The sequence below is a fragment of the Pseudomonas sp. R28(2017) genome, from assembly GCF_002112505.1.
GTDB lineage: Bacteria > Pseudomonadota > Gammaproteobacteria > Pseudomonadales > Pseudomonadaceae > Aquipseudomonas.
On the sequence record NZ_NEHW01000012.1, the window covers coordinates 91,258 to 110,266 of the forward strand.

The window sequence follows — 19,009 nt, forward strand, 5'->3', positions numbered from 1 at the left end:
AGCCGCACGTAATCCGATTGAGCAGACCCTCCCATCGCCTGTTCGGAACTAAGGCATGGCACCGTTTCATGCGCCCAACCCCTCCGCATCGCAAGGAGAAACGACATGGCTGATGATCAACAACGGACCGGACAACGTGGCGGCACCAAGGAAACCAACCCGGGCAACTTCGCCAATGACCGCGAACGGGCCTCCCGTGCCGGCCACAAAGGTGGCCAGGCCTCAGGCGGCAACTTCGCCAACGACCGGCAACGGGCCTCGGAAGCCGGCCGCAAGGGTGGGCAGAACAGCCACGGCGGAGGCCGCCAGCATCAGCAGTAGCTGCGTTCGCTGAGGCCCGCCGGCGCGGCTGGCGGGCCGCCTACCTGCTCGTCAAGGAGACCGAAGCATGCGCGCATTGACCTACCACGGCGCGGGCGACGTTCGCGTCGACACCGTGCCAGACCCGGACCTGCAGGATGACGACGATATCCTGTTGCGGGTGACCGCCACGGCCATCTGTGGCTCGGACCTGCACCTGTACCGCGGCAAGATCCCCATGGTCGAGGCTGGCGACATCCTCGGGCACGAATTCATGGGCATCGTCGAAGACGTCGGCAGCGCGGTCACGGCGGTGCGCCCGGGTGACCGGGTGGTGATCCCGTTCGTGATCGCCTGTGGTGGCTGCTTCTTCTGCCAGCACCAACTGTTCGCGGCCTGCGAAACCACCAACACCGGGCCAGGTGCACTCCTTAACAAGAAGCTCATCCCACCGGGGGCGGCCCTGTTCGGCTACAGCCACCTGTATGGCGGCATCGCCGGCGGGCAGGCCGACTTTGTGCGGGTGCCCAAGGGCAATGTCGGGCCGTTCAAGGTGCCAGGCAGCCTGACCGACGACAAGCTGTTGTTCCTGTCCGACATCCTGCCCACTGCCTGGCAGGCGGTGCTCAACGCCGAAGTCGGTCAGGGCTCTTCACTGGCCATCTATGGCGCCGGGCCGGTCGGGCTGCTGTCGGCGGCCTGCGCACGCATGCTGGGCGTCGAACAGATCTTCATGGTCGACGAACACGGCTATCGCCTGGACTTCGCTCACCAGGCCTATGGCGTGATCCCGATCGACTTCGCCCACGACGACGACCCGGCCGACAGCATCATCCGCCTGACGCCCGGCATGCGCGGGGTGGACGCAGTGATCGATGCCGTAGGTTTCGAAGCCAAGGGCAGCGCCACCGAAACCGTGCTGACCGCGCTCAAGCTCGAGGGCAGCTGCGGCAAGGCCTTGCGCCAGTGCATCGCCGCCGTGCGCCGAGGGGGCGTGGTGAGCGTGCCCGGTGTGTATGCCGGCTTCGTTCACGGCTTCTTGTTCGGCGATGCCTTCGACAAGGGCCTGACCTTCCGCATGGGCCAGACCCACGTGCACCGTTACCTGCCTGAGCTGCTTGAGCATATCGAAGCAGGCCGGCTGAACCCTGAGGCGATCGTCACCCATCGTCTCGCACTGGAGGACGCGGTGCGCGGTTACGAACTGTTCGACGAACATCAGGAGCGCTGTCGCAAGGTCATCATGGTCCCCGGGGCGGCAGCTGATCCCTCCCTTTGAATTGTTCGACAATCTTTTTGAATCTTTCCCAGGCGCTGTCACTCAATGAGAGAGTCATCCATGGAGAAGAGGAGGGCCGCGTGATGCCTAGTCCCCAGCTGTACATTATCGATTACCTGCTGCACGGCCAGCCCCACAGCTTCATTATCCGGCTCGAGAAGATCGATAATGCCGAAGCTTGGCATTGGGCAAGTTGTGATGCCGGGATCGGTATCATCCCGAAATTCGGGCGAGAGAAGATCCGCAAAGTCAGCCGGCCAATGGCTGAGCGCTACGGGATAACCGCCGTGAGCTGGCGGCTATCCGGCAGCAGGCCCAGTCAGGCAGTCAGTGATTCGAGTGTGACCAGCTGATCAGTCATGCACCGGACTCGGGGTCGCTGGCAGGCACCCCGGGCCGGTTCTGTTCGTCATCGGTGAGGTTTGGATCGGCGTCCGGGTCATCTGCCCGATCATTGCCGTTGTCCGGGTCCAGTTCCGGCCAGTCATCCTGGGCGTTGCCGCCGCCCATGTGCAGTATCAGGTCCATGATGGCGCCCTCGCTCGTTGAAAAAAGGCCCACCCAAGGGTGGGCCAGGCACAGGAGTGAGGGGCGATGCCATTGACCACCCCTCATGAAGTGAGAGTGCGGTCGCCCCGGCATGATCAGTCGCAACCCCGTCGGCACCGACCGACGGTATCAGGTGCCGCTGTACTTCACCGCCGCCGCCGTGCGCGAGGTGACATTGAGGGACTTGAGCAACGACGACACGTGGATGCGCACGGTGAACGGCGAGATGTCCAGTGCGCGGGCGATCTCCTTGTTGGTCTTGCCTTGGGCGATCAGGCGCAGCACCTCGTGCTGGCGGTGGGTGAGCTGTTCCAGTTCGCTGGCACTGCCCAGGCTCGGTAACAACCCTGAAGGGCTGTACCTGACCAGCACTTCGCCGTCACGGATGGCCAGGATCGCTGCACCGAGCTCGTCGGGGGCGACGCTCTTGCCGATGAAACCATCCACGCCACTGGCCATGACCTGTTCGATCAGCGCCGGGTCGTCGACCATCGACACGATGATCAGGGTGGTACGGCGCAGGAGCTGGCGCACTTCGGCCAGCCGTTCGAGGCAATCGAGCCCCGGGAAGCGCAGATCGAGAATCAGCGTGTCCGGCACCTCACCCTGGCGGGCCACCGACAGCACCTGCTGCAGGTCGCCGGCTTCTTCGAGCTGCGCCTGTGGCAATACCCGCTGCACGGTACGGACCATGGCTTCCCTGAACAGCGGATGGTCGTCCGCCACGATGATGCGGCACGTCACGTCCTGACACTCCCTGTGAGCGACGGTTTTCCCGACCATGCTAACTTAGCAGGCGACCACGGCGAATGCTGCGCCAAGAGGGCGTTTATGCGACCCCGTGCACAAGGACGTCGACCATGGACTACAACAAGAACACCGAACTGGACCAGGCCAACCTGCGCGTCATCGTCGCCAGTTGCGCACTGGTCTACATCACCGTGCTGGGCTTCCTGCCGGGGGAATCGATCGACAGCTACCTGCCGGTGATCTACTACATCATCAGTTTCATCGTGCTGTCGATCGGCCTGCGCCAGGCCATCGCCCGCTGGCCGGGGCACTACCCGTGGCGGCGGGTGCTGGGCATCGTGCACGACTACACCGGCACCTGCTTCGGCCTGGTGCTTGGCGGCGAAGCGGCGCTGCCGCTGTATGCGGTGATGGTCTGGGTCAACCTGGGCAACGGCATGCGCTTCGGTACCCGTTACCTGGCCGTTGCCACGGTACTGGCGCTGACCGCACTGGTCGCGGTGTACCAGCTCAACCCTTACTGGCAGGCCAACCCGTTCATGGTGCTGATGCTGCTCACCACCAGTACGGTGATCCCGCTCTACGCCCATATCCTGCTGGAGCGCACACGCAAGGCCTCGGAGCTGGCGATGGCGGCCACCCGGGAGAAATCGCGCTTTCTGGCCCAGGCCAGCCATGACCTGCGCCAACCGATCCACTCCATCGGCCTGTTCACCGCGTGCCTGCGCGAAGCACCGCTGGCCGAGCAGGAGCGGCGCCTGGTGGACAGCATCGACCGCTCGCTGCTCAACGTGTCGCAGCTGTTTCGCTCGATCCTCGACCTGTACACCCTGGACAATGGCCGGGTGCAGCCGAAGTACGAGGTCTTTGCCTTGCATGAGTTTCTGGCCGAACTGCTGCGCCAGAACGCCGAGGCGGCGCGCTGGGCGGGCGTGGAAATGCGCCTGCGCCCCAGCCGTTACTGGACCCGCGCCGATCGCGGCATGCTCGCGACCATGGTGCAGAACGTGCTCTCCAACAGCTTCAAGTACGCCGCCGGGCGGCCGCTGCTGATCGGCGTGCGACGTCAGGGTCAGGCCCTGGCCATCGTGGTCCACGACCAGGGGCGCGGGATCGATGAGGCGCATCAGGGCCTTGTCTTCGAAGAGTTCTACCGGGTGCGCCAGGTACGGGACAAGGATGTCGAGGGGGTTGGCCTGGGCCTTTCGATCGTCAAGCGCCTGGGGCAGTTGATGGGGTTGCAGGTGCAGTTGCGTTCGCACGTGGGGCATGGCACGGCGGTGAGCCTGCAGGGCTTGCCGCGCCTGGCGGCACAGCCGGTGGCCCGCAGCAGCGACCAGCAGGTGTTGCAAGGCGCGATGCTCAGTGGCCTGAAGGTGTGCCTGGTGGAGGATGATCACAACGTTCTGCGTGCGACTTCGGCGCTGCTGCAGCGCTGGGGCTGCGAAGTTGAAGCGCATGCTTCCCCCCTGGGGCTGGTCAGCGCGTGTGACGTGATTGTCGCCGACTACGACCTGGGCCAGGAGGCCACCGGGGTCGATTGCATCGACAACCTGCGTGCACAGCGGGGCTGGGAGGTGCCGGCATTGATCATGACCGGGCATGACCTGGAGAAGATCCAGGCGATCGTGCAAGGGCTCAATATCGAGCTGCTGGCCAAGCCGGTGCGCCCGGCGCAATTGCGCGCGGCCCTCTGGGCCTTGCGCGAGGTGCCGGCGGCGCCGGAGCGGGAGCGTGGCGCCGGGGGCAGGGGCGGCATCACTGCAGGATGATCGCCTGGCCTTCCTTCAGGCAGGACGGGGTCGGCTCATAGAGGCCCATGCTGCCCACCGCGACGATGGCACCACTGGGCATCTGGCAGTTGTACTCGCCCTTGGCGGTGGTGGCGGTGTAATAGGTGAGGGTGCTGTCGCTGCGCACGTTGGTGACCTTGCTGACCGGGGTATTGAGTGCGAATTCGGCGCGCTCCTTGAGGGTCTGGTCAGAAGGTTTGATGGTCTGGCAGCCGGCGACGGTGAACAGGACAGCGGCGCTGAGCAGGAGCTTGGCGGGTTTCATGGTGGATGGCTTCCTTGGCGTGGGGTGTGGCGGGTGGCCGGACTATAGCGCCGAGGAGCGGGCAGGGCATTAGGGCAGATGTACGAGGTGGCTATGTGCCTTTATGTGTTGCCAGCTGGCGTGCGCTGTACAGGTGGGAGCCGCGCTTGTCGTGGCGACGAACCGCGTCGACAAGCGCGGCTCCCACAGGGGGGGCCGCGTACAGCTTACTTTTTCAGGACCAGGGTCAGAATGTCATAACTGGCCACCAGCTCACCGAGCTGGTTGGTCACCTCCACATCCCAGGCCACCACACCTTGCGGCTGCCCCAGCGGGCTGGTCTTGCCCTGGTCGATCTTGCGCTTGCAGGTCAGCCGCGCCTGGATGGTGTCGCCGATCCCGACCGGGTTGATGAAGCGCAGGGTGTCCAGCCCGTAGTTGGCCAGCACCGGCCCGGCACCTGGCGAGACGAACAACCCGGCGGCGGCGGAAAGCACGAAGTAGCCATGGGCGATGCGCTTGCCGAATTGCGATTCCTTGGCCGCGATCTCGTCGAAGTGCATGTAGAAATGGTCACCCGACAGGCAACCGAAATTGACCAGGTCGGCTTCGGTCACGGTGCGGCGGTGGGTCAGCAGCGATTCACCGATGCGCAGGTCGTCGAAGTAACGGCGGAACGGGTGTACCTCGGTCTCGATCACCTCGGCGCCACGCACGTATTCGCCGGTGACGGCCGTCAGCATGCTTGGCGAGCCCTGCACCGCCGCGCGCTGCAGGTAGTGCTTGACCGCACGCAGGCCACCCAGCTCCTCGCCACCCCCGGCGCGGCCCGGGCCGCCGTGCTTGAGCTGCGGCAATGGCGAGCCGTGGCCGGTGGATTCCTTGGCGGCTTCACTGTCGAGCACCAGCAGGCGCCCGTGCCAGGCGGCGGCCGCAGGAATGGCCTTGGCGGCTACGGCGCGGTCGGCGGTGACCAGGGTCGCCACCAGGCTGCCTTTGCCGCGGGCGGCCAGGGCCAGGGCTTCGTCCAGATCGTCGTAGGCCATCAGCGTGCTGACCGGGCCGAACGCCTCGATGTCATGGGCACCGCCTTCGGCATGCGGGTCGCGCGCCTGCAACAGGGTGGGGGCGAAGAACGCGCCTTCGGCAACGCCTTCGCCACGCGGGGCAAAGCCGTCGCTGGCGCCGAACAGCTGGTCGCAGCTCTGCAGCAGGCTGTGCACGCGCTCGCCAACGTCGCGTTGCTGGTCGTGGGAGGCCAGGGCACCCATGCGCACGCCTTCCACCGAAGGGTCACCGACCACCACCTTGCTCAGGCGCTCGCGTAGGCGGGTCGCCACCGCATCGATGTGCCTGGCCGGGACGATGGCACGGCGGATGGCGGTGCACTTCTGCCCGGCCTTGGTGGTCATTTCCCGCGCCACTTCCTTGATGTACAGCTCGAACTCTTCGCTGTCCGGGCTCACATCCGGGCCGAGGATGGCGCAGTTGAGCGAGTCCGCCTCGGCGGTGAACGGCACCGAGTTGCGAATCAGGTTGGGCGTGACGCGCAGTTTCGCGGCCGTGTCGGCAGAGCCGGTGAAGGTCACCACGTCCTGGCCTTGCAGGCGGTCGAGCAGGTCGCCGGTGCTGCCGATCACCAGTTGCAGGCTGCCCGCCGGCAGCAAGCCGGAGTCGTTCATCAGGCGCACCACGGCTTCGGTCAGGTAGCTGGTCGAGGTGGCGGGCTTGACGATGCACGGCATGCCGGCCAGGAAGGTCGGCGCGAACTTCTCGAGCATGCCCCAGATCGGGAAGTTGAAGGCGTTGATGTGCACGGCCACGCCGGCACGCGGCACCAGGATGTGGCTGCCGGCAAAGTGGCCCTGCTTGCCCAGCGGGATCGCCGGCCCTTCGTGCACCAGGTTGCCCGATGGCAGTTCACGGCTGCCGATGCCGGCGTAGCTGAACAGCGTGGCGTTGCCGCCCTCGATGTCGATCCAGCTGTCGGCGCGGGTGGCACCGCTGTAGTGCGACAGGGCGTAAAGCTGTTCCTTGCGCTCGGCCAGGTACAGGGCCAGGGCCTTGAGGCGCTGGGCGCGTTGCTGGAAGTCCATGGCCATCAGCTCGGCCAGGCCGCGCTTGCGGGCAAACGCCACGGCTTCGGCGAAATCCGGGCGTTCTTCGTGGCTGTAGGCCAGGACATGGCCGTCCAGGGCGCTGCGCAGGGCCTGGGCGCCGTGCTGGCCGATCCAGCGGCCGGCGATGAAGCTCTGCAGGGTTGGGGCGTCAGACATGCTGTTTTCCTCTTGAGGGCGCTGTTACCACAGCGCCAGGGTGTAGCCGATGATCAGGCGGTTTTCGTCCACGGCGTTGGTCAGGCCATTGCCGGAACGGAAGGTGACGTTGCGCCAGCGCAGGCTGACATCCTTGAACGGCCCGCTCTGGATGACGTAGGTGAGGTCGCTGTCGCGTTCGCGCTCACGGCCATTGCTGAGCGTGGCGGTTTCGGCGTGGCGGCCATCGGTGTAGCGGGTCATGAAGCTCAGGCCGGGGATGCCCAGGGCGACGAAGTCGTAGTCGTAGCGCAGCTGCCACGAGTCCAGCCCGGCGCGGGTGAAGGTGTTGTAGGTCACCAGGTTGACGGTGAACGGGTCGCCGCCGTTGACGAACGGGAAGGCGCTGTCGCCGGACATCTGTTGCCAGGTGGCGGTGAACTTGTGCGCCCGCACGCCGAGGGTGAACATGGCGTTGAAGTTGCGGTTGTCGATGTTGCCCGCGCGCTCGGCGCCATCGTTGCGGCTGTCGAAGTAGCGCAGGTCGCTGCGCAGGCTCAGGCCTTCGCCCAGCGGGCGGGTGTCGACCAGGCCGACGAACTGCTGGCGGTAGATGTCCTGCAGCTTGGCGTAGTAATAGCTGACGCTGGTCTGCGCGGTGAGCGCGTAGCTGCCACCGCCGAAGTCGAGGTGGTCGCTGGTGGCGGCGCCATAGCCCATGTCGTCGCGGCCGGACGAATCGCGCAGGTTGACCTTGCTCAGGCGCCCGGCGTTGACGGTCAGGCCGTCGATGTCCTGGCTGGTCAGCTGGCCACCCTGGAAGGTCGAGGCCAGCAGGCGGGTGTCGTTGTACACCACCACCGGCAGGATCGGCTGCAGGGTGCCCAGGCGCAGGGTGCTCTTGGACACCCGCACCTTGCCGGTCAGCCCCAGTTCGCTGTAGTCGTCGACCGGTTCGTGGCTGCTTGCGCCGAACGGCAGCAGGCCGGTGTTGCGCCGGTCGGCGCTGGAGTCGAGCTTGACGCCCAGCTGGCCCATGGCATCGACGCCAACACCGACCATCCCCTCGGTGAAGCCCGATTCCACTTTCGCGGTAAAGCCCTGGGCCCATTCCTCGGCCTTGGCCTGGGGCGCGTTGCTCTGGCGGAAGTCGCGGTTGATGTAATGGTTGCGCAGTTCCAGCCGAGCGTGGCTGTCGCCGATGAAATCCGCCAGCGCCGGCAAGGGCAGGGCGAGGGTGGCCAGCCAGGCGGCCGATTTGAGGTGCATGCGGTTCATTGTTGTTATACCCGACATTGTCAAAGATCAGTGCTTGCTGGCGCCGGCGGCGCCGATACCGGTCATGGAGCGGATGAACTGCGCCAGGTAACGGCCGCGCTCTTGCTTGGCCCGCTCCGAGCTGTCGCTGACCGAGAACGCCCAGGCGCCGAAGAACGCCAGGCTCATCGAGAACAGCGCCGGGTTGCTGTAGGGGAACAGCGCCGTTTCGTTGTGCAGCACGTTGACCCACACCGCAGGGCCGAGCACCACCAGCACCACCGCCGACACCAGCCCGGCCATGCTGCCGCACACCGCGCCACGGGTGGTCAGGCCCTTCCAGAACATCGAAAGCAGCAGCACCGGGAAGTTGACCGAGGCTGCGACGGCCAGCACCAGGCCGGACAGGAAGGCGATGTTCTGCGACTCGAACACCAGGCCCAGCACCACGGCGAGCATGCCGATCACCAGAGTGGCGATGCGCGACACGCGCATTTCCTCCTGCTCGCTGGCCTGGCCCTTGCGCACCACGCAGGCATACAGGTCGTGGGACACCGCCGAGGCACCGGACAACGCCAGCCCGGCCACCACGGCCAGGATGGTGGCGAAGGCCACGGCGCAGATGAAGCCGAGGAACAGGTTGCCCCCCACGGCCTGGGCCAGGTGCACGGCGACCATGTTGCCGCCACCGATGATCGCGCCCGCCGCGTCGCGGTACGCAGGTTCGGTACCGACCATGACGATGGCGCCGAAACCGATGACGATCAGCAGCAGGTAGAAGTAGCCGATGAAGCCCGTGGCATAGAACACGCTCTTGCGTGCTTCCTTGGCGTCGCTGACGGTGAAGAAGCGCATCAGGATATGCGGCAGGCCGGCGGTGCCGAACATCATGCCCAGGCCCAGCGAAATCGCATCCACCGGGTTCGACAGCAGGCCACCCGGGGCCATGATCGCCTGGCCCTTGGCATGCACCGCCACGGCACTGGCGAACATCGCTTCAGTGCTGAAACCAAAGTGTTTGAGCACCATGAAGGCCATGAAGCTGGTACCGGACAGCAGCATCACCGCCTTGATGATCTGTACCCAGGTGGTGGCCAGCATGCCGCCGAAGGTCACGTAGACCACCATCAGCACGCCAACCAGCATCACGGCGTACAGGTAACTGATGCCGAACAGCAGTTCGATCAGCTTGCCGGCGCCGACCATCTGCGCCACCAGGTACATCAGTGCCACCACCAGGGTGCCGAACGCCGAACTCAGGCGCACCGGAGTCTGTGCCAGGCGGTACGACACCACATCGGCGAAGGTGTACTTGCCCAGGTTGCGCAGGCGCTCGGCGATCAGGAACAGGATGATCGGCCAGCCGGCCAGCACCCCCAGGGCATACAGCAGGCCGTCGTAGCCGTTCATGAACATCATTGCGGAAATGCCCAGGAACGACGCCGCGCTGACCATGTCCCCGGCAATCGCCAGGCCGTTCTGCATGCCGGTCAGGCCGCCGCCGGCGGTGTAGAAGTCACTGGCCGAACGGGTGCGCAGGGCTGCCCAGCGGGTCACCAGCAAGGTGAAGCAGACGAACACCATGAACATCGAGATGGCGGTCCAGTTCATTGTGCGCACTCCTGCTTGACCTTGTCGTTGAGCGGGTCGAGCACGTTGTTGGCGCGGTGCACGTAGATGCCGGTGAGGGCGAACGACAGCAGCACCATCAGCACGCCGACCAGCATGCCGACGGTTGTCACGCCGCCACTCAGGGACTGGCCGAGGGTGCTCGGGGAGAACGCCACCAGCAGGACGAAGCCGTAGTAGATGACCAGCATCGCCAGGGTCAGGCCGCCATTGAGGCGGCGCTTGCGCTGCACCAGGTGCTGGAAGTCGGGGTGGTTGGCGATGCTTTCTATGTGTTCGGGGGTCATGGCAAGCGATCTCTTTGGTTTTGTAATTGTTGTAATCAGGTCACTTTGGGTGCTGCTAATGGCCTCTTCGCGGGCAAGCCCGCTCCCACAGGCACTTGAGGGCAATGCAATTCCTGTGGGAGCGGGCTTGCCCGCGAAACAGGCGACGCGGTGTCAGAGTTGGTCGAAGTCGAGCACCACCTTGTCGCTCACCGGGTAGGTCTGGCACGACAGCACATACCCAGCTGCCACTTCGTAATCCTCCAGGGCATGGTTGCTGTCCATCTCCACCTCACCCTCGATCACCCGGCACTTGCAGGTCGAGCACACGCCGGCCTTGCACGAGTAGGGCAGCTCCGCGCCGATGGCATTGCCGGCATCCAGCACGTTCTGGGTGTTGCGCGGCAGGTCGAAACTGAGCGCGCGGCCGTCGCTGATCACGGTGATGTGGCTGAGCGCCGAGTCCACCTGGCGTGCGGCCTCACGGGCTTCGCGGCGGGCCTCGTTGCCGGCGGCGGCGAACAGTTCGAAGTGGATACGCTCCTTGGCCATGCCGTTGGCCTGCAGGCTGTCGCGCACGGTCTCGGTCATCGCCTGCGGGCCGCAGATGAACGCGGCATCGAGGCTGGCCACGTCCATCCAGCGCGAGAACAGCTGGCCGCACTTGTCGGCGTCGATGCGGCCGTTGTACAGGTCGACATCCTGCTGCTCGCGACTGAACACGAAAATCAGGTTGAGGCGGTCGAGGTAACGGTTCTTCAGGTCCTCGAGCTTGTCGCGGAACAGTGCGCCGGAGCTGGAACGGTTGCCGTACAGCAGGGTGAAGCGGCTGTGCGGCTCGCTGGCCAGGGTGGTGGCGATGATCGACAGGATCGGCGTGATGCCGCTGCCTGCGGCCACGCCCAGGTAGTTGCCCTGGCGCGCCGGGTCCAGCGGCACGAAGAAGCTGCCCGACGGCGGCATCACTTCCAGTTGCTGGCCGGCCTTGAGCACTTCGTTGGCAAAGGCCGAGAAGCGCCCGCCGGGCACGCGCTTGACGGCCACCCGCAGTTCGCCGTCCTGCACGGCGCTGCAGATGGAGTAGGAACGGCGGACTTCTTCGTTGTCCAGCTGGGTGCGCATCACCAGGTACTGCCCTTGGGTGAAGCGGAAGGCCTCCTGCAGGTGCGCCGGTACGTCGAAGGCGATCGACACGGCGTCACGGGTTTCGTTGCGCACTTGCTTGATGGTCAGGCTGTGAAACTGGCTCATGGTGGTCTCCACGGCTCAAATGCATTTGAAATAGTCGAACGGCTCCAGGCAGTCGCGGCAGCGATACAGCGCCTTGCAGGCCGTGGAGCCGAACTGGCTGAGCAATTCGGTGTGGCGGCTGCCGCATTGCGGGCAGCACACCTCGGGGGCTTCGCCGAGCAGGCTGCGCTTGCTGGCGCTGCCGTGCGGCGGGGCGATGCCATAGGCGCGCAGGCGCTCGCGGCCCAGCTCGCTGATCCAGTCGGTGCTCCAGGCCGGGGTCAGCCGGCGCTCCAGGTCTGGCGCAGGGAAGCCGGCCTGTTCCAGTGCCTGGCGAATATCGCCCTCGATCACCTCGGTGGCCGGGCAACCGGAGTAGGTCGGCGTGACCACCAGGTGCAGGTGGCCGGCACGCCAGTCCAGGTCGCGCACGATCCCCAGGTCGACCACGCTGACCACGGGCACTTCCGGGTCCATGACCTGGCCCAGTACCTCCCAGGCCCGGGCCAGGTCGCCGCCTTGCTGGGCGCGGGCGCCGCGGTCGCCGGCGATCAGCTCACCAGGTTGCATCGGGGTAGGCCCTTGGCAGGAACTGCATTTCGGCCAGCAGCAGGCCCAGGTGCTCGGTGTGCAGGCCCTGGCGGCCGCTGAGGTAGAAGTGGCTGGCGGCCTTGGGCAGCGGCAACTCGACCGATTCGAAGATGGCGCTCACCTGCTTCAGCCAGGCCGCACCGACCGCCGCCGGGTCGGCGGCAATGCCCGCCTGTGCCAGCTGCACCTCGTTGTCGCTGCCGGCGCTGAGCTCGACGGTGAAACGCCATACGGCAGGGATCGCATCGAGCATGCGTCGGCGGCTTTCTTCGGTACCGCCACCCAGGCGCTGCACCCATTCGGCGGAGCGGCGCAGGTGATAGGTGACTTCCTTCAAGGCCTTGGCGGCGATGCCGGCGATGCGTTCATCGTTCGATGCGACCAGGCCCTGCAGCACGGCATGGTGCCAGGCGTCGTAAAGGAACTGTTTGGTCATGGTCACGGCGAAGTCGCCATTCGGTTGTTCGACCAGCAGCAGGTTGCGGAACGCGCGCTCATCGCGGCGGAACGCCAGGGCATCGGCGTCGCGGCCGTCGTCCAGCAGCTCGGCGGCGTATTCCAGCCAGTTGCGTGCCTGGCCCACCAGGTCGAGGCCGACGTTCATCAGCGCCAGTTCTTCTTCCAGCGCCGGCGCGTGGCCGCACCACTCGCACAGGCGCTGGCCCTGGACCAGGGCGCTGTCGCCCAGCAGCAGCAAATACGGGATCAGATCGTGCTTGTGCATGGCCAACCTCACATGTGCCCGACTTCGTCGGGCAGTTCGTAGAAGCTGGCGTGGCGATAGACCTTGTCGTCCGAGGGGGCGAACAGCGGGTCTTTCTCGTCGGGCGAGGAGGCGGTGATCAGTGCCGAGGGCACCACCCACAGGCTCACGCCTTCGCTGCGGCGGGTGTACAGCTCGCGGGCGTTCTCGATGGCCATGGCGGCGTCGGCGGCATGCACGCTGCCGACATGCTTGTGGTTAAGGCCGTGCTTGCTGCGCACGAACACTTCGTAGAGGGTCCAGACAGACATTTTCGATCTCCGCATCAATCGCCGCTCAGGCGGCGTTCTTGTTCTGTTGCTTGCGTGCATAGGCCACGGCCGCCTCACGTACCCAGGCACCATCCTCGATGGCCTTGCGCCGGGTGGCGACGCGTTCCTGGTTGCACGGGCCGTTGCCCTTGATGACTTCGTAGAACTCGTCCCACTGGATCTCGCCGAAGTCGTAGTGGCCGCGCTCGGCGTTCCACTTAAGGTCCGGGTCGGGGGCGGTGCAGCCGAGCAGCTCGAGCTGGGGCACGGTCTGGTCGATGAAGCGCTGGCGCAGCTCGTCGTTGGTCTGGCGCTTGATTTTCCAGGCCATCGACTGGGCGCTGTTGGGGGAGTGCTCGTCGCTTGGGCCGAACATCATCAGTGCCGGCCACCAGAGGCGGTTGATGGCGTCCTGGACCATGTCCTTCTGCGCCTGGGTGCCCTCGCGCATCATGGTCAGCAGCAGCTCGTAGCCCTGGCGCTGGTGGAAGCTCTCTTCCTTGCAGATGCGGATCATGGCGCGGGAGTAGGGGCCGTAGGAGGTGCGCTGCAGCACCACCTGGTTGACGATGGCGGCGCCATCGACCAGCCAGCCCACGGCGCCCATGTCGGCCCAGCTCAGGGTCGGGTAGTTGAAGATGCTCGAGTACTTGGCCTTGCCGCTGTGCAGCTTGGCGATCTCCTCGTCGCGGTCGGCGCCGAGGGTTTCCATGGCGCTGTACAGGTACAGGCCGTGGCCGGCTTCGTCCTGGATCTTGGCCATCAGCTGCAGCTTGCGCTTGAGGCTGGGGGCACGGGTGACCCAGTTGCCTTCGGGCAGCATACCGACGATTTCCGAGTGGGCGTGCTGGGAGATTTGGCGGATGAGGGTCTGGCGGTAGGCCTCGGGCATCCAGTTCTTGGCTTCGATCTTGATTTCGGCGTCGATCTTTTCCTGGAAGTTGCGCTCTTCGGGCGACATCTCTTCCAGCGACTTGACGCGCTTGACTCCGGTTTCCACTAGCTGTGCGTACATGTTCCGACTCCTGCTAAGGCATGCGTCATTTGTAAGCGATACAAAACATAACGTCAAACAGTTTTACGTGTATCGAATATTATTTGTGTATCGCTTTGGTGTTTCGCTTGAGGTGGGTGGAGGGGCGGCGCTCGGTCTCACAGGCGCAGAAACCCTTGCGCCGGACAAAAAAAAGCCCCGGACGATGCCGGGGCCGAAAAGGCAGCCGATGACTCAGCAGGCCAACCGTTTGTCGAACACATGGCAAGCCTTGCCTTCGGAGCGCTTGAGCGTGCCGCAAGGCTGCAGCAGCACCTGGGTGCTGATGCCGATATAGGTCTTGATCTGCTTGCTCAGCTCGCCGACAACCAGCTTGCGCTGCGACTCATCGAAGTGCTGGCATTCCGCACGCAACTCCACATGCACCTCGACGCTGTCCAGGTTGCCATTGCGATACAGATGAATCTCGTAAAGCTCTGAAAGCTGTTTTATTTTCAGGACCTGCTCCTCGATCTGCGTCGGGAACACGTTCACCCCCCGAATGATCAGCATGTCGTCACTGCGCCCGGTGATCTTGCCAATGCGCCGCATCGGCCGCGCCGTGCCCGGCAGCAGGCGGGTCAGGTCGCGGGTTCGGTAGCGCACCATCGGCAGCGCCTCCTTGCTCAGCGAGGTGAACACCAGCTCGCCCAGTTGCCCGTCCGGCAGCACCGCGCCGGTCACCGGGTCGATGATCTCGGGGTAGAAGTGGTCTTCCCAGATGGTCGGGCCATCCTTGGTCTCGATGCACTCCATGGCCACACCCGGGCCCATGATCTCCGACAGCCCATAGATATCCAGGGCATCGATGCCCAGGCGCTGCTCGATGGAGCGGCGCAGCTCGTCGGTCCACGGTTCGGCGCCAAAGATGCCCAGGCGCAGCTTCAGGTCATGAGGGTCGATGCCCTGGCGCTCGATCTCGTCGGCGAGGTTGAGCATGTAGGACGGCGTGACCATGATGATGTCGGGCTGGAAGTCGCGGATCAGCTGCACTTGCTTTTCGGTCTGGCCGCCGGACATGGGGATCACCGTGCAGCCCAGGCGTTCGGCACCGTAGTGGGCACCCAGGCCGCCGGTGAACAGACCATAGCCGTAGGACACATGCACCTTGTCGCCCTTGCGCCCGCCGGCGGCACGGATCGAACGGGCGACCACGTTGGCCCAGGTGTCGATGTCGTTCTGCGTGTAACCGACCACGGTCGGCTTGCCAGTGGTGCCGCTGGAGGCGTGCAGGCGTACCACCTCTTCCTGGGGCACGGCGAACATGCCATAGGGGTAGTTGTCGCGCAGGTCGTTCTTGCCGGTGAAGGGGAACTTCGCCAGGTCGTCGAGGGACTTCAGGTCATCAGGGTGGGCGCCGCATTCGTCGAAACGCTTGCGGTACAGCGGCACGTTGTCATAGGCGTGCTTCAGGCTCCAGCGCAGCCGCTCCAGCTGGTGCTGGCGCAGGGCGTCGATACTGGCGGTTTCCATCGGGTCCAACAGGGCACGATCGGCATCATGGTACATGTTCATGGCTTCACTCGAATTGTTCTTGTACGTCGGCCGCTGGCATTAGGCCAGGCGGCTTACCGTGAGTGTCATGGACGCAGCATAACTGGCGGCGTCGCGTTCGGTAACAAGCCGATGGTCTGAACCGCTCAGAGGCGTTCGATGACCATGGCAATGCCTTGGCCAACGCCGATGCACATGGTGCACAGGGCGTAGCGGCCGGCGGTTTGTTCCAGCTGGTGCAGGGCGGTGGTGACCAGGCGTGCGCCGCTCATGCCCAGCGGGTGGCCCAGGGCGATGGCGCCGCCGTTGGGGTTGACCCGCGGGTCGTCGTCGGCCAGGCCCAGCTCGCGCAGTACCGCCAGGCCCTGGGCGGCGAAGGCTTCGTTGAGTTCGATGACGTCCATGTCGGCCAGCGACAGGCCGGTCAGCGCCAGCACCTTGCGGGTTGCCGGCACCGGGCCGATGCCCATGATGCGTGGCTCGACCCCGGCGACCGCCATGCCGACGATACGGCCACGGGCCTTGAGGCCATGGCGGCGGGCCGCATCGCTGCTGGCCAGCAGCAGGGCACAGGCGCCGTCGTTGACGCCCGAGGCATTGCCGGCGGTGACGCTGCCGCCCTGGCGGAACGGCGTGCCGAGTTTGGCCAGCTGTTCCAGGGTAGTGTCGGCACGCGGGTGCTCGTCCTGCTCCACACGGATGGCCGGGCCTTTGCGCTGGGCGATTTCAACCGGCACGATTTCCCGTGCCAGGCGGCCATTGGCCTGGGCCGCCGCAGCCTTGTGCTGGCTGCGCAAGGCAAAGGCATCCTGGTCGGCGCGGGAGATCCCGTACTGTTCAGCGACGTTCTCTGCCGTTTCCGGCATCGAGTCGATACCGTAGGCGTCTTTCATCCGCTTGTTGACGAAACGCCAGCCGATGGTGGTGTCGAACAGCTCGGCGCTGCGGCCGAACGCCTGCTCCGACTTGCCCATGACGAACGGCGCCCGGGACATCGATTCGACGCCACCGGCCAGCATCAGCCCGGCTTCGCCACAATGCAGGGCGCGGGCGGCGTTGCCGATGGCGTCCAGGCCCGAGCCGCACAGGCGGTTGAGGGTGGTGCCCGGCACACTGATCGGCAGCCCGGCCAGCAGGCCAGCCATGCGGGCGACGTTGCGGTTGTCTTCACCGGCCTGGTTGGCGCAACCGAGGATCACGTCGTCGATGGCCTGCCAGTCCAGTTCCGGGTGGCGGGCGATCAAGGCCTTGATCGGCACGGCGGCCAGGTCGTCGGCACGCACGCTGCTCAGCGCGCCGCCGTAACGGCCGATGGGGGTGCGCACGGCATCGATGATCAGGGCATCGAGGGGCTTGGCTTCAGTCATCTTCGGTCTCCTGCGCGAGCACGGTGCCGCGCACTTGGTAGGATTTGCCGCGGAACAGGGCAATCAGCTCGCCGCGCTGGTTCTGGATGCGCACGTCGTACACGCCGGTACGGCCTTTACGGCTGAGTTCGGTGGCTGCAGCGGTGAGCACGTCGCCTGGCAGCGCCGGGGCGACATAGTCGATGCTGCAGCCCTGGGCCACCGTGGCCTTGTCGTGGCTGTTGCAGGCAAAGGCGAACGCCGAGTCGGCCAGGGCGAACAGGAACCCGCCATGGCAGGTGCCGTGGCCCTGCAGCATGTCGGCGCGCACCGGCATGCTCAGGCGCGCCCGGCCCTGGCCGATGTCGAGCAAGGTGATGCCCAGGCCCTGGGTGGCCGGGTCGCGGGCATACATCGCATCGGCGCAGGCCCGGGCCAGCTCATCGGGATGGCGCTGCAGGTCAGTCATGCAGGTTCGCTCCTTGTTCGCGGCAGCGCCGCAGCAGCAGGGAAGGCCGGTAGCGGCTTTCGCCGTAACTGGCTTGCAGGTGTTCCAGCACGCGCAGGGTGTAATCGACGCCAAGCTGCTCGGCCCAGGCCAGCGGGCCACGCGGGTAATTGACCCCGGCGCACATGGCCAGGTCGATGTCGGCGGCGCTGCCAACACCCTGCAGCACCGCATCGGCCGCTTCGTTGGCGAGCATGGCCACGGTGCGCAGCACCACCAGGCCGGGCAGGTCGGCGATGCCGGTCACCTTCAGCCCGGCGCGCTGCAGCAGCGCCACCGCCTGGTCGCGGGCCTCGGCAGAGGTGTCGGCCGACCAGCTGATGGCGATGCGTGTGGCGGCCTGGTAGTCCAGCGCGAGGTCGACCAGCACCAGGTTGCGCAGGCCATCTTCACGGGCACGCTGGCTGGCCAGGCGGCCGTCGGACAGGGCGAGGGTGGCGTCACCGATGCGCAGCAGGCCCTTGCCGGCCCGCTCGGTGATGGCCAGGCCGTTTTCGCGCAAGCGCGCTACCAGCGGTTGCAGGGCGCCGAGGTGGCCTTCGACCACGCAGCGTTCGGCGCTTGCCTGGCTGTGCAACTGCGCGACCGGCGGGCGTTCGGCACCCTCGGCATAGCTGTAGAAGCCTTGGCCACTCTTGCGTCCCAGGCGCCCGGCGTCCACCAGCTCTTTCTGCACCAGCGAGGGCTGGAAGCGGAAGTCACCATAGAAGGCTTCGAAGACCGAACAGGTAACGGCGTAGTTGACGTCATGGCCGATCAGGTCGGTCAGTTCGAATGCGCCCATGCGAAAACCGCCGGCATCGCGCAGCAGGGCATCCAGTGTCGCGCAGTCGGCGGCGCCTTCCTGCAGCAGGCGCAGGCTTTCGGCATAGAACGGCCGGGCCACGCGGTTGACGATGAAGCCAGGGGTGGAGCGCGTGTGCACGGGCTTCTTGCCCCAGGCTCTGGCGGTGTCATACAGCGTGCTGGCAATCGCAGGCTCGGTTGCCAGGCCGGAAACGATCTCCACCAGCGCCATCAGGGGCGCCGGGTTGAAGAAGTGCATGCCGACCACCTGTTGTGGCCGTTGCAGGCCTGCCGCGAGGCTGGTGATCGACAGCGACGAGGTATTGCTGGCGAGGATGCAGTCCTGGCCGCACAGGCCCTCCAGTTGCAGCAGCAGCTGCTGCTTGACCTGCAGGTTCTCGACGATGGCCTCGATCACCAGCTTGGCGTCGGCCAGGGTTTCGATAGCGTCTACCGGCTGCAGCCGTGCGCTGATCGCTTCGCGTGCGTCTGGCTGCAGTTTGCCTTTTTCCACCAGGCGGCCCAGTTGCCGATCGATGCCGGCTACCGCCTGGGCCGCAGCGCCAGGGCGGTTGTCATAGAGCTTCACCGGGTGACCGGCCTGGGCTGCAACCTGGGCGATACCGGCCCCCATGGCCCCGGCGCCGATCACCGCCACCAGGGCGTTGCTGTCGAGTGGGTTCAT

The 19,009-nt window shown here is 65.8% G+C and carries 19 protein-coding genes and 1 pseudogene; 4 read left to right on the forward strand and 16 right to left on the reverse strand.

From position 1 onward, the window contains the following. The first annotated feature begins 105 nt into the window (after positions 1 to 105). From CAF78_RS20585 to CAF78_RS20595, 3 genes are all read left to right on the forward strand, one after another. A complete protein-coding gene (locus CAF78_RS20585; RefSeq protein ID WP_027917370.1) occupies positions 106 to 321 on the forward strand; it encodes a general stress protein in 216 nt (71 codons plus the stop codon). Positions 322 to 388: 67 nt separating this feature from the next. After that, entirely contained in the window at positions 389 to 1,579 is a 1,191-nt protein-coding gene (locus CAF78_RS20590; RefSeq protein WP_085677504.1) for a zinc-dependent alcohol dehydrogenase, read from the forward strand. 83 nt (positions 1,580 to 1,662) lie between these two features. After that, complete coding sequence (locus tag CAF78_RS20595) at positions 1,663 to 1,932, forward strand: DUF6555 family protein (RefSeq protein ID WP_027917368.1); 270 nt, start codon at positions 1,663 to 1,665, stop codon at positions 1,930 to 1,932. A 4-nt stretch (positions 1,933 to 1,936) separates the two neighbouring features. Here CAF78_RS20595 and CAF78_RS28490 read toward each other — a convergent pair whose 3' ends face one another. Continuing rightward, on the reverse strand, positions 1,937 to 2,107 hold the full coding sequence (locus CAF78_RS28490; RefSeq protein ID WP_158090050.1) for a hypothetical protein: 171 nt from the start codon (positions 2,105 to 2,107) through the stop codon (positions 1,937 to 1,939). A gap of 150 nt (positions 2,108 to 2,257) precedes the next feature. After that, entirely contained in the window at positions 2,258 to 2,872 is a 615-nt protein-coding gene (locus tag CAF78_RS20600; protein ID WP_085677505.1) for a response regulator transcription factor, read from the reverse strand. Positions 2,873 to 2,988: 116 nt separating this feature from the next. Between CAF78_RS20600 and CAF78_RS20605 the strand changes: the two genes are divergently transcribed. After that, positions 2,989 to 4,650: a hybrid sensor histidine kinase/response regulator gene (locus tag CAF78_RS20605; RefSeq protein WP_085677506.1), complete on the forward strand. Its 1,662-nt coding sequence runs from the start codon at positions 2,989 to 2,991 to the stop codon at positions 4,648 to 4,650. Here CAF78_RS20605 and CAF78_RS20610 read toward each other — a convergent pair. From CAF78_RS20610 to paaH, 14 genes and pseudogenes are all read right to left on the reverse strand, one after another. Next, positions 4,637 to 4,936 (reverse strand): hypothetical protein, encoded by a 300-nt coding sequence (locus CAF78_RS20610; protein ID WP_085677507.1) that lies wholly within the window; start codon positions 4,934 to 4,936, stop codon positions 4,637 to 4,639. The genes CAF78_RS20605 and CAF78_RS20610 overlap by 14 nt on opposite strands. A 206-nt stretch (positions 4,937 to 5,142) precedes the next feature. Further along, positions 5,143 to 7,191, reverse strand: coding sequence for a phenylacetic acid degradation bifunctional protein PaaZ (gene paaZ / locus CAF78_RS20615; protein ID WP_085677508.1), 2,049 nt, complete (start codon positions 7,189 to 7,191; stop codon positions 5,143 to 5,145). A 24-nt stretch (positions 7,192 to 7,215) separates the two neighbouring features. Further along, entirely contained in the window at positions 7,216 to 8,448 is a 1,233-nt protein-coding gene (locus CAF78_RS20620; protein WP_085677509.1) for an OprD family porin, read from the reverse strand. Positions 8,449 to 8,475: 27 nt separating this feature from the next. After that, a pseudogene (locus CAF78_RS20625) lies at positions 8,476 to 10,044 on the reverse strand (cation acetate symporter); the annotation flags it as partial. Further along, positions 10,035 to 10,343 (reverse strand): DUF485 domain-containing protein, encoded by a 309-nt coding sequence (locus tag CAF78_RS20630; protein ID WP_085677511.1) that lies wholly within the window; start codon positions 10,341 to 10,343, stop codon positions 10,035 to 10,037. The gene CAF78_RS20630 and the pseudogene CAF78_RS20625, both read right to left, overlap by 10 nt. A 153-nt stretch (positions 10,344 to 10,496) precedes the next feature. Further along, positions 10,497 to 11,573: a 1,2-phenylacetyl-CoA epoxidase subunit PaaE gene (gene paaE / locus CAF78_RS20635; RefSeq protein WP_085677512.1), complete on the reverse strand. Its 1,077-nt coding sequence runs from the start codon at positions 11,571 to 11,573 to the stop codon at positions 10,497 to 10,499. Between the two features lie 15 nt (positions 11,574 to 11,588). Next, positions 11,589 to 12,122, reverse strand: a complete 534-nt coding sequence (paaD, locus tag CAF78_RS20640; protein WP_085677513.1) for a 1,2-phenylacetyl-CoA epoxidase subunit PaaD — start codon at positions 12,120 to 12,122, stop codon at positions 11,589 to 11,591. Then, positions 12,109 to 12,867 (reverse strand): 1,2-phenylacetyl-CoA epoxidase subunit PaaC, encoded by a 759-nt coding sequence (gene paaC, locus CAF78_RS20645; protein WP_085677514.1) that lies wholly within the window; start codon positions 12,865 to 12,867, stop codon positions 12,109 to 12,111. The genes paaD and paaC overlap by 14 nt, the downstream gene beginning before the upstream one ends. Positions 12,868 to 12,875: 8 nt before the next feature. Next, entirely contained in the window at positions 12,876 to 13,157 is a 282-nt protein-coding gene (gene paaB, locus CAF78_RS20650) for a 1,2-phenylacetyl-CoA epoxidase subunit PaaB (RefSeq protein WP_004374528.1), read from the reverse strand. 25 nt (positions 13,158 to 13,182) lie between these two features. Beyond that, positions 13,183 to 14,172, reverse strand: coding sequence for a 1,2-phenylacetyl-CoA epoxidase subunit PaaA (paaA, locus tag CAF78_RS20655; protein ID WP_085677515.1), 990 nt, complete (start codon positions 14,170 to 14,172; stop codon positions 13,183 to 13,185). 213 nt (positions 14,173 to 14,385) lie between these two features. Continuing rightward, positions 14,386 to 15,705 (reverse strand): phenylacetate--CoA ligase PaaK, encoded by a 1,320-nt coding sequence (gene paaK / locus CAF78_RS20660; protein WP_085677516.1) that lies wholly within the window; start codon positions 15,703 to 15,705, stop codon positions 14,386 to 14,388. 125 nt (positions 15,706 to 15,830) lie between these two features. Continuing rightward, the gene (pcaF, locus tag CAF78_RS20665; protein ID WP_085677517.1) at positions 15,831 to 17,051 is read right to left on the reverse strand and encodes a 3-oxoadipyl-CoA thiolase; all 1,221 of its coding nucleotides are present in this window, start codon (positions 17,049 to 17,051) and stop codon (positions 15,831 to 15,833) included. Then, positions 17,044 to 17,499 (reverse strand): hydroxyphenylacetyl-CoA thioesterase PaaI, encoded by a 456-nt coding sequence (gene paaI / locus CAF78_RS20670; RefSeq protein ID WP_085677518.1) that lies wholly within the window; start codon positions 17,497 to 17,499, stop codon positions 17,044 to 17,046. Before paaI ends, pcaF begins: the two co-directional genes overlap by 8 nt. After that, on the reverse strand, positions 17,492 to 19,009 hold the full coding sequence (gene paaH / locus CAF78_RS20675; RefSeq protein ID WP_085677519.1) for a 3-hydroxyacyl-CoA dehydrogenase PaaH: 1,518 nt from the start codon (positions 19,007 to 19,009) through the stop codon (positions 17,492 to 17,494). Before paaH ends, paaI begins: the two co-directional genes overlap by 8 nt.

Excerpts from the sequence above, each read along its gene's own strand:
- CAF78_RS20585 (WP_027917370.1), top strand. The coding sequence starts at position 106 with ATGGCTGATGATCAACAACGGACCGGACAACGTGGCGGCACCAAGGAA.
- CAF78_RS20590 (WP_085677504.1), top strand. The coding sequence starts at position 389 with ATGCGCGCATTGACCTACCACGGCGCGGGCGACGTTCGCGTCGACACC.
- CAF78_RS20595 (WP_027917368.1), top strand. The coding sequence starts at position 1,663 with ATGCCTAGTCCCCAGCTGTACATTATCGATTACCTGCTGCACGGCCAG.
- CAF78_RS28490 (WP_158090050.1), bottom strand. The coding sequence starts at position 2,107 with ATGGACCTGATACTGCACATGGGCGGCGGCAACGCCCAGGATGACTGG.
- CAF78_RS20605 (WP_085677506.1), top strand. The coding sequence starts at position 2,989 with ATGGACTACAACAAGAACACCGAACTGGACCAGGCCAACCTGCGCGTC.
- CAF78_RS20610 (WP_085677507.1), bottom strand. The coding sequence starts at position 4,936 with ATGAAACCCGCCAAGCTCCTGCTCAGCGCCGCTGTCCTGTTCACCGTC.
- paaZ (WP_085677508.1), bottom strand. The coding sequence starts at position 7,191 with ATGTCTGACGCCCCAACCCTGCAGAGCTTCATCGCCGGCCGCTGGATC.
- CAF78_RS20620 (WP_085677509.1), bottom strand. The coding sequence starts at position 8,448 with ATGAACCGCATGCACCTCAAATCGGCCGCCTGGCTGGCCACCCTCGCC.
- CAF78_RS20630 (WP_085677511.1), bottom strand. The coding sequence starts at position 10,343 with ATGACCCCCGAACACATAGAAAGCATCGCCAACCACCCCGACTTCCAG.
- paaE (WP_085677512.1), bottom strand. The coding sequence starts at position 11,573 with ATGAGCCAGTTTCACAGCCTGACCATCAAGCAAGTGCGCAACGAAACC.
- paaD (WP_085677513.1), bottom strand. The coding sequence starts at position 12,122 with ATGCAACCTGGTGAGCTGATCGCCGGCGACCGCGGCGCCCGCGCCCAG.
- paaC (WP_085677514.1), bottom strand. The coding sequence starts at position 12,867 with ATGCACAAGCACGATCTGATCCCGTATTTGCTGCTGCTGGGCGACAGC.
- paaB (WP_004374528.1), bottom strand. The coding sequence starts at position 13,157 with ATGTCTGTCTGGACCCTCTACGAAGTGTTCGTGCGCAGCAAGCACGGC.
- paaA (WP_085677515.1), bottom strand. The coding sequence starts at position 14,172 with ATGTACGCACAGCTAGTGGAAACCGGAGTCAAGCGCGTCAAGTCGCTG.
- paaK (WP_085677516.1), bottom strand. The coding sequence starts at position 15,705 with ATGAACATGTACCATGATGCCGATCGTGCCCTGTTGGACCCGATGGAA.
- pcaF (WP_085677517.1), bottom strand. The coding sequence starts at position 17,051 with ATGACTGAAGCCAAGCCCCTCGATGCCCTGATCATCGATGCCGTGCGC.
- paaI (WP_085677518.1), bottom strand. The coding sequence starts at position 17,499 with ATGACTGACCTGCAGCGCCATCCCGATGAGCTGGCCCGGGCCTGCGCC.
- paaH (WP_085677519.1), bottom strand. The coding sequence starts at position 19,009 with ATGAACCCACTCGACAGCAACGCCCTGGTGGCGGTGATCGGCGCCGGG.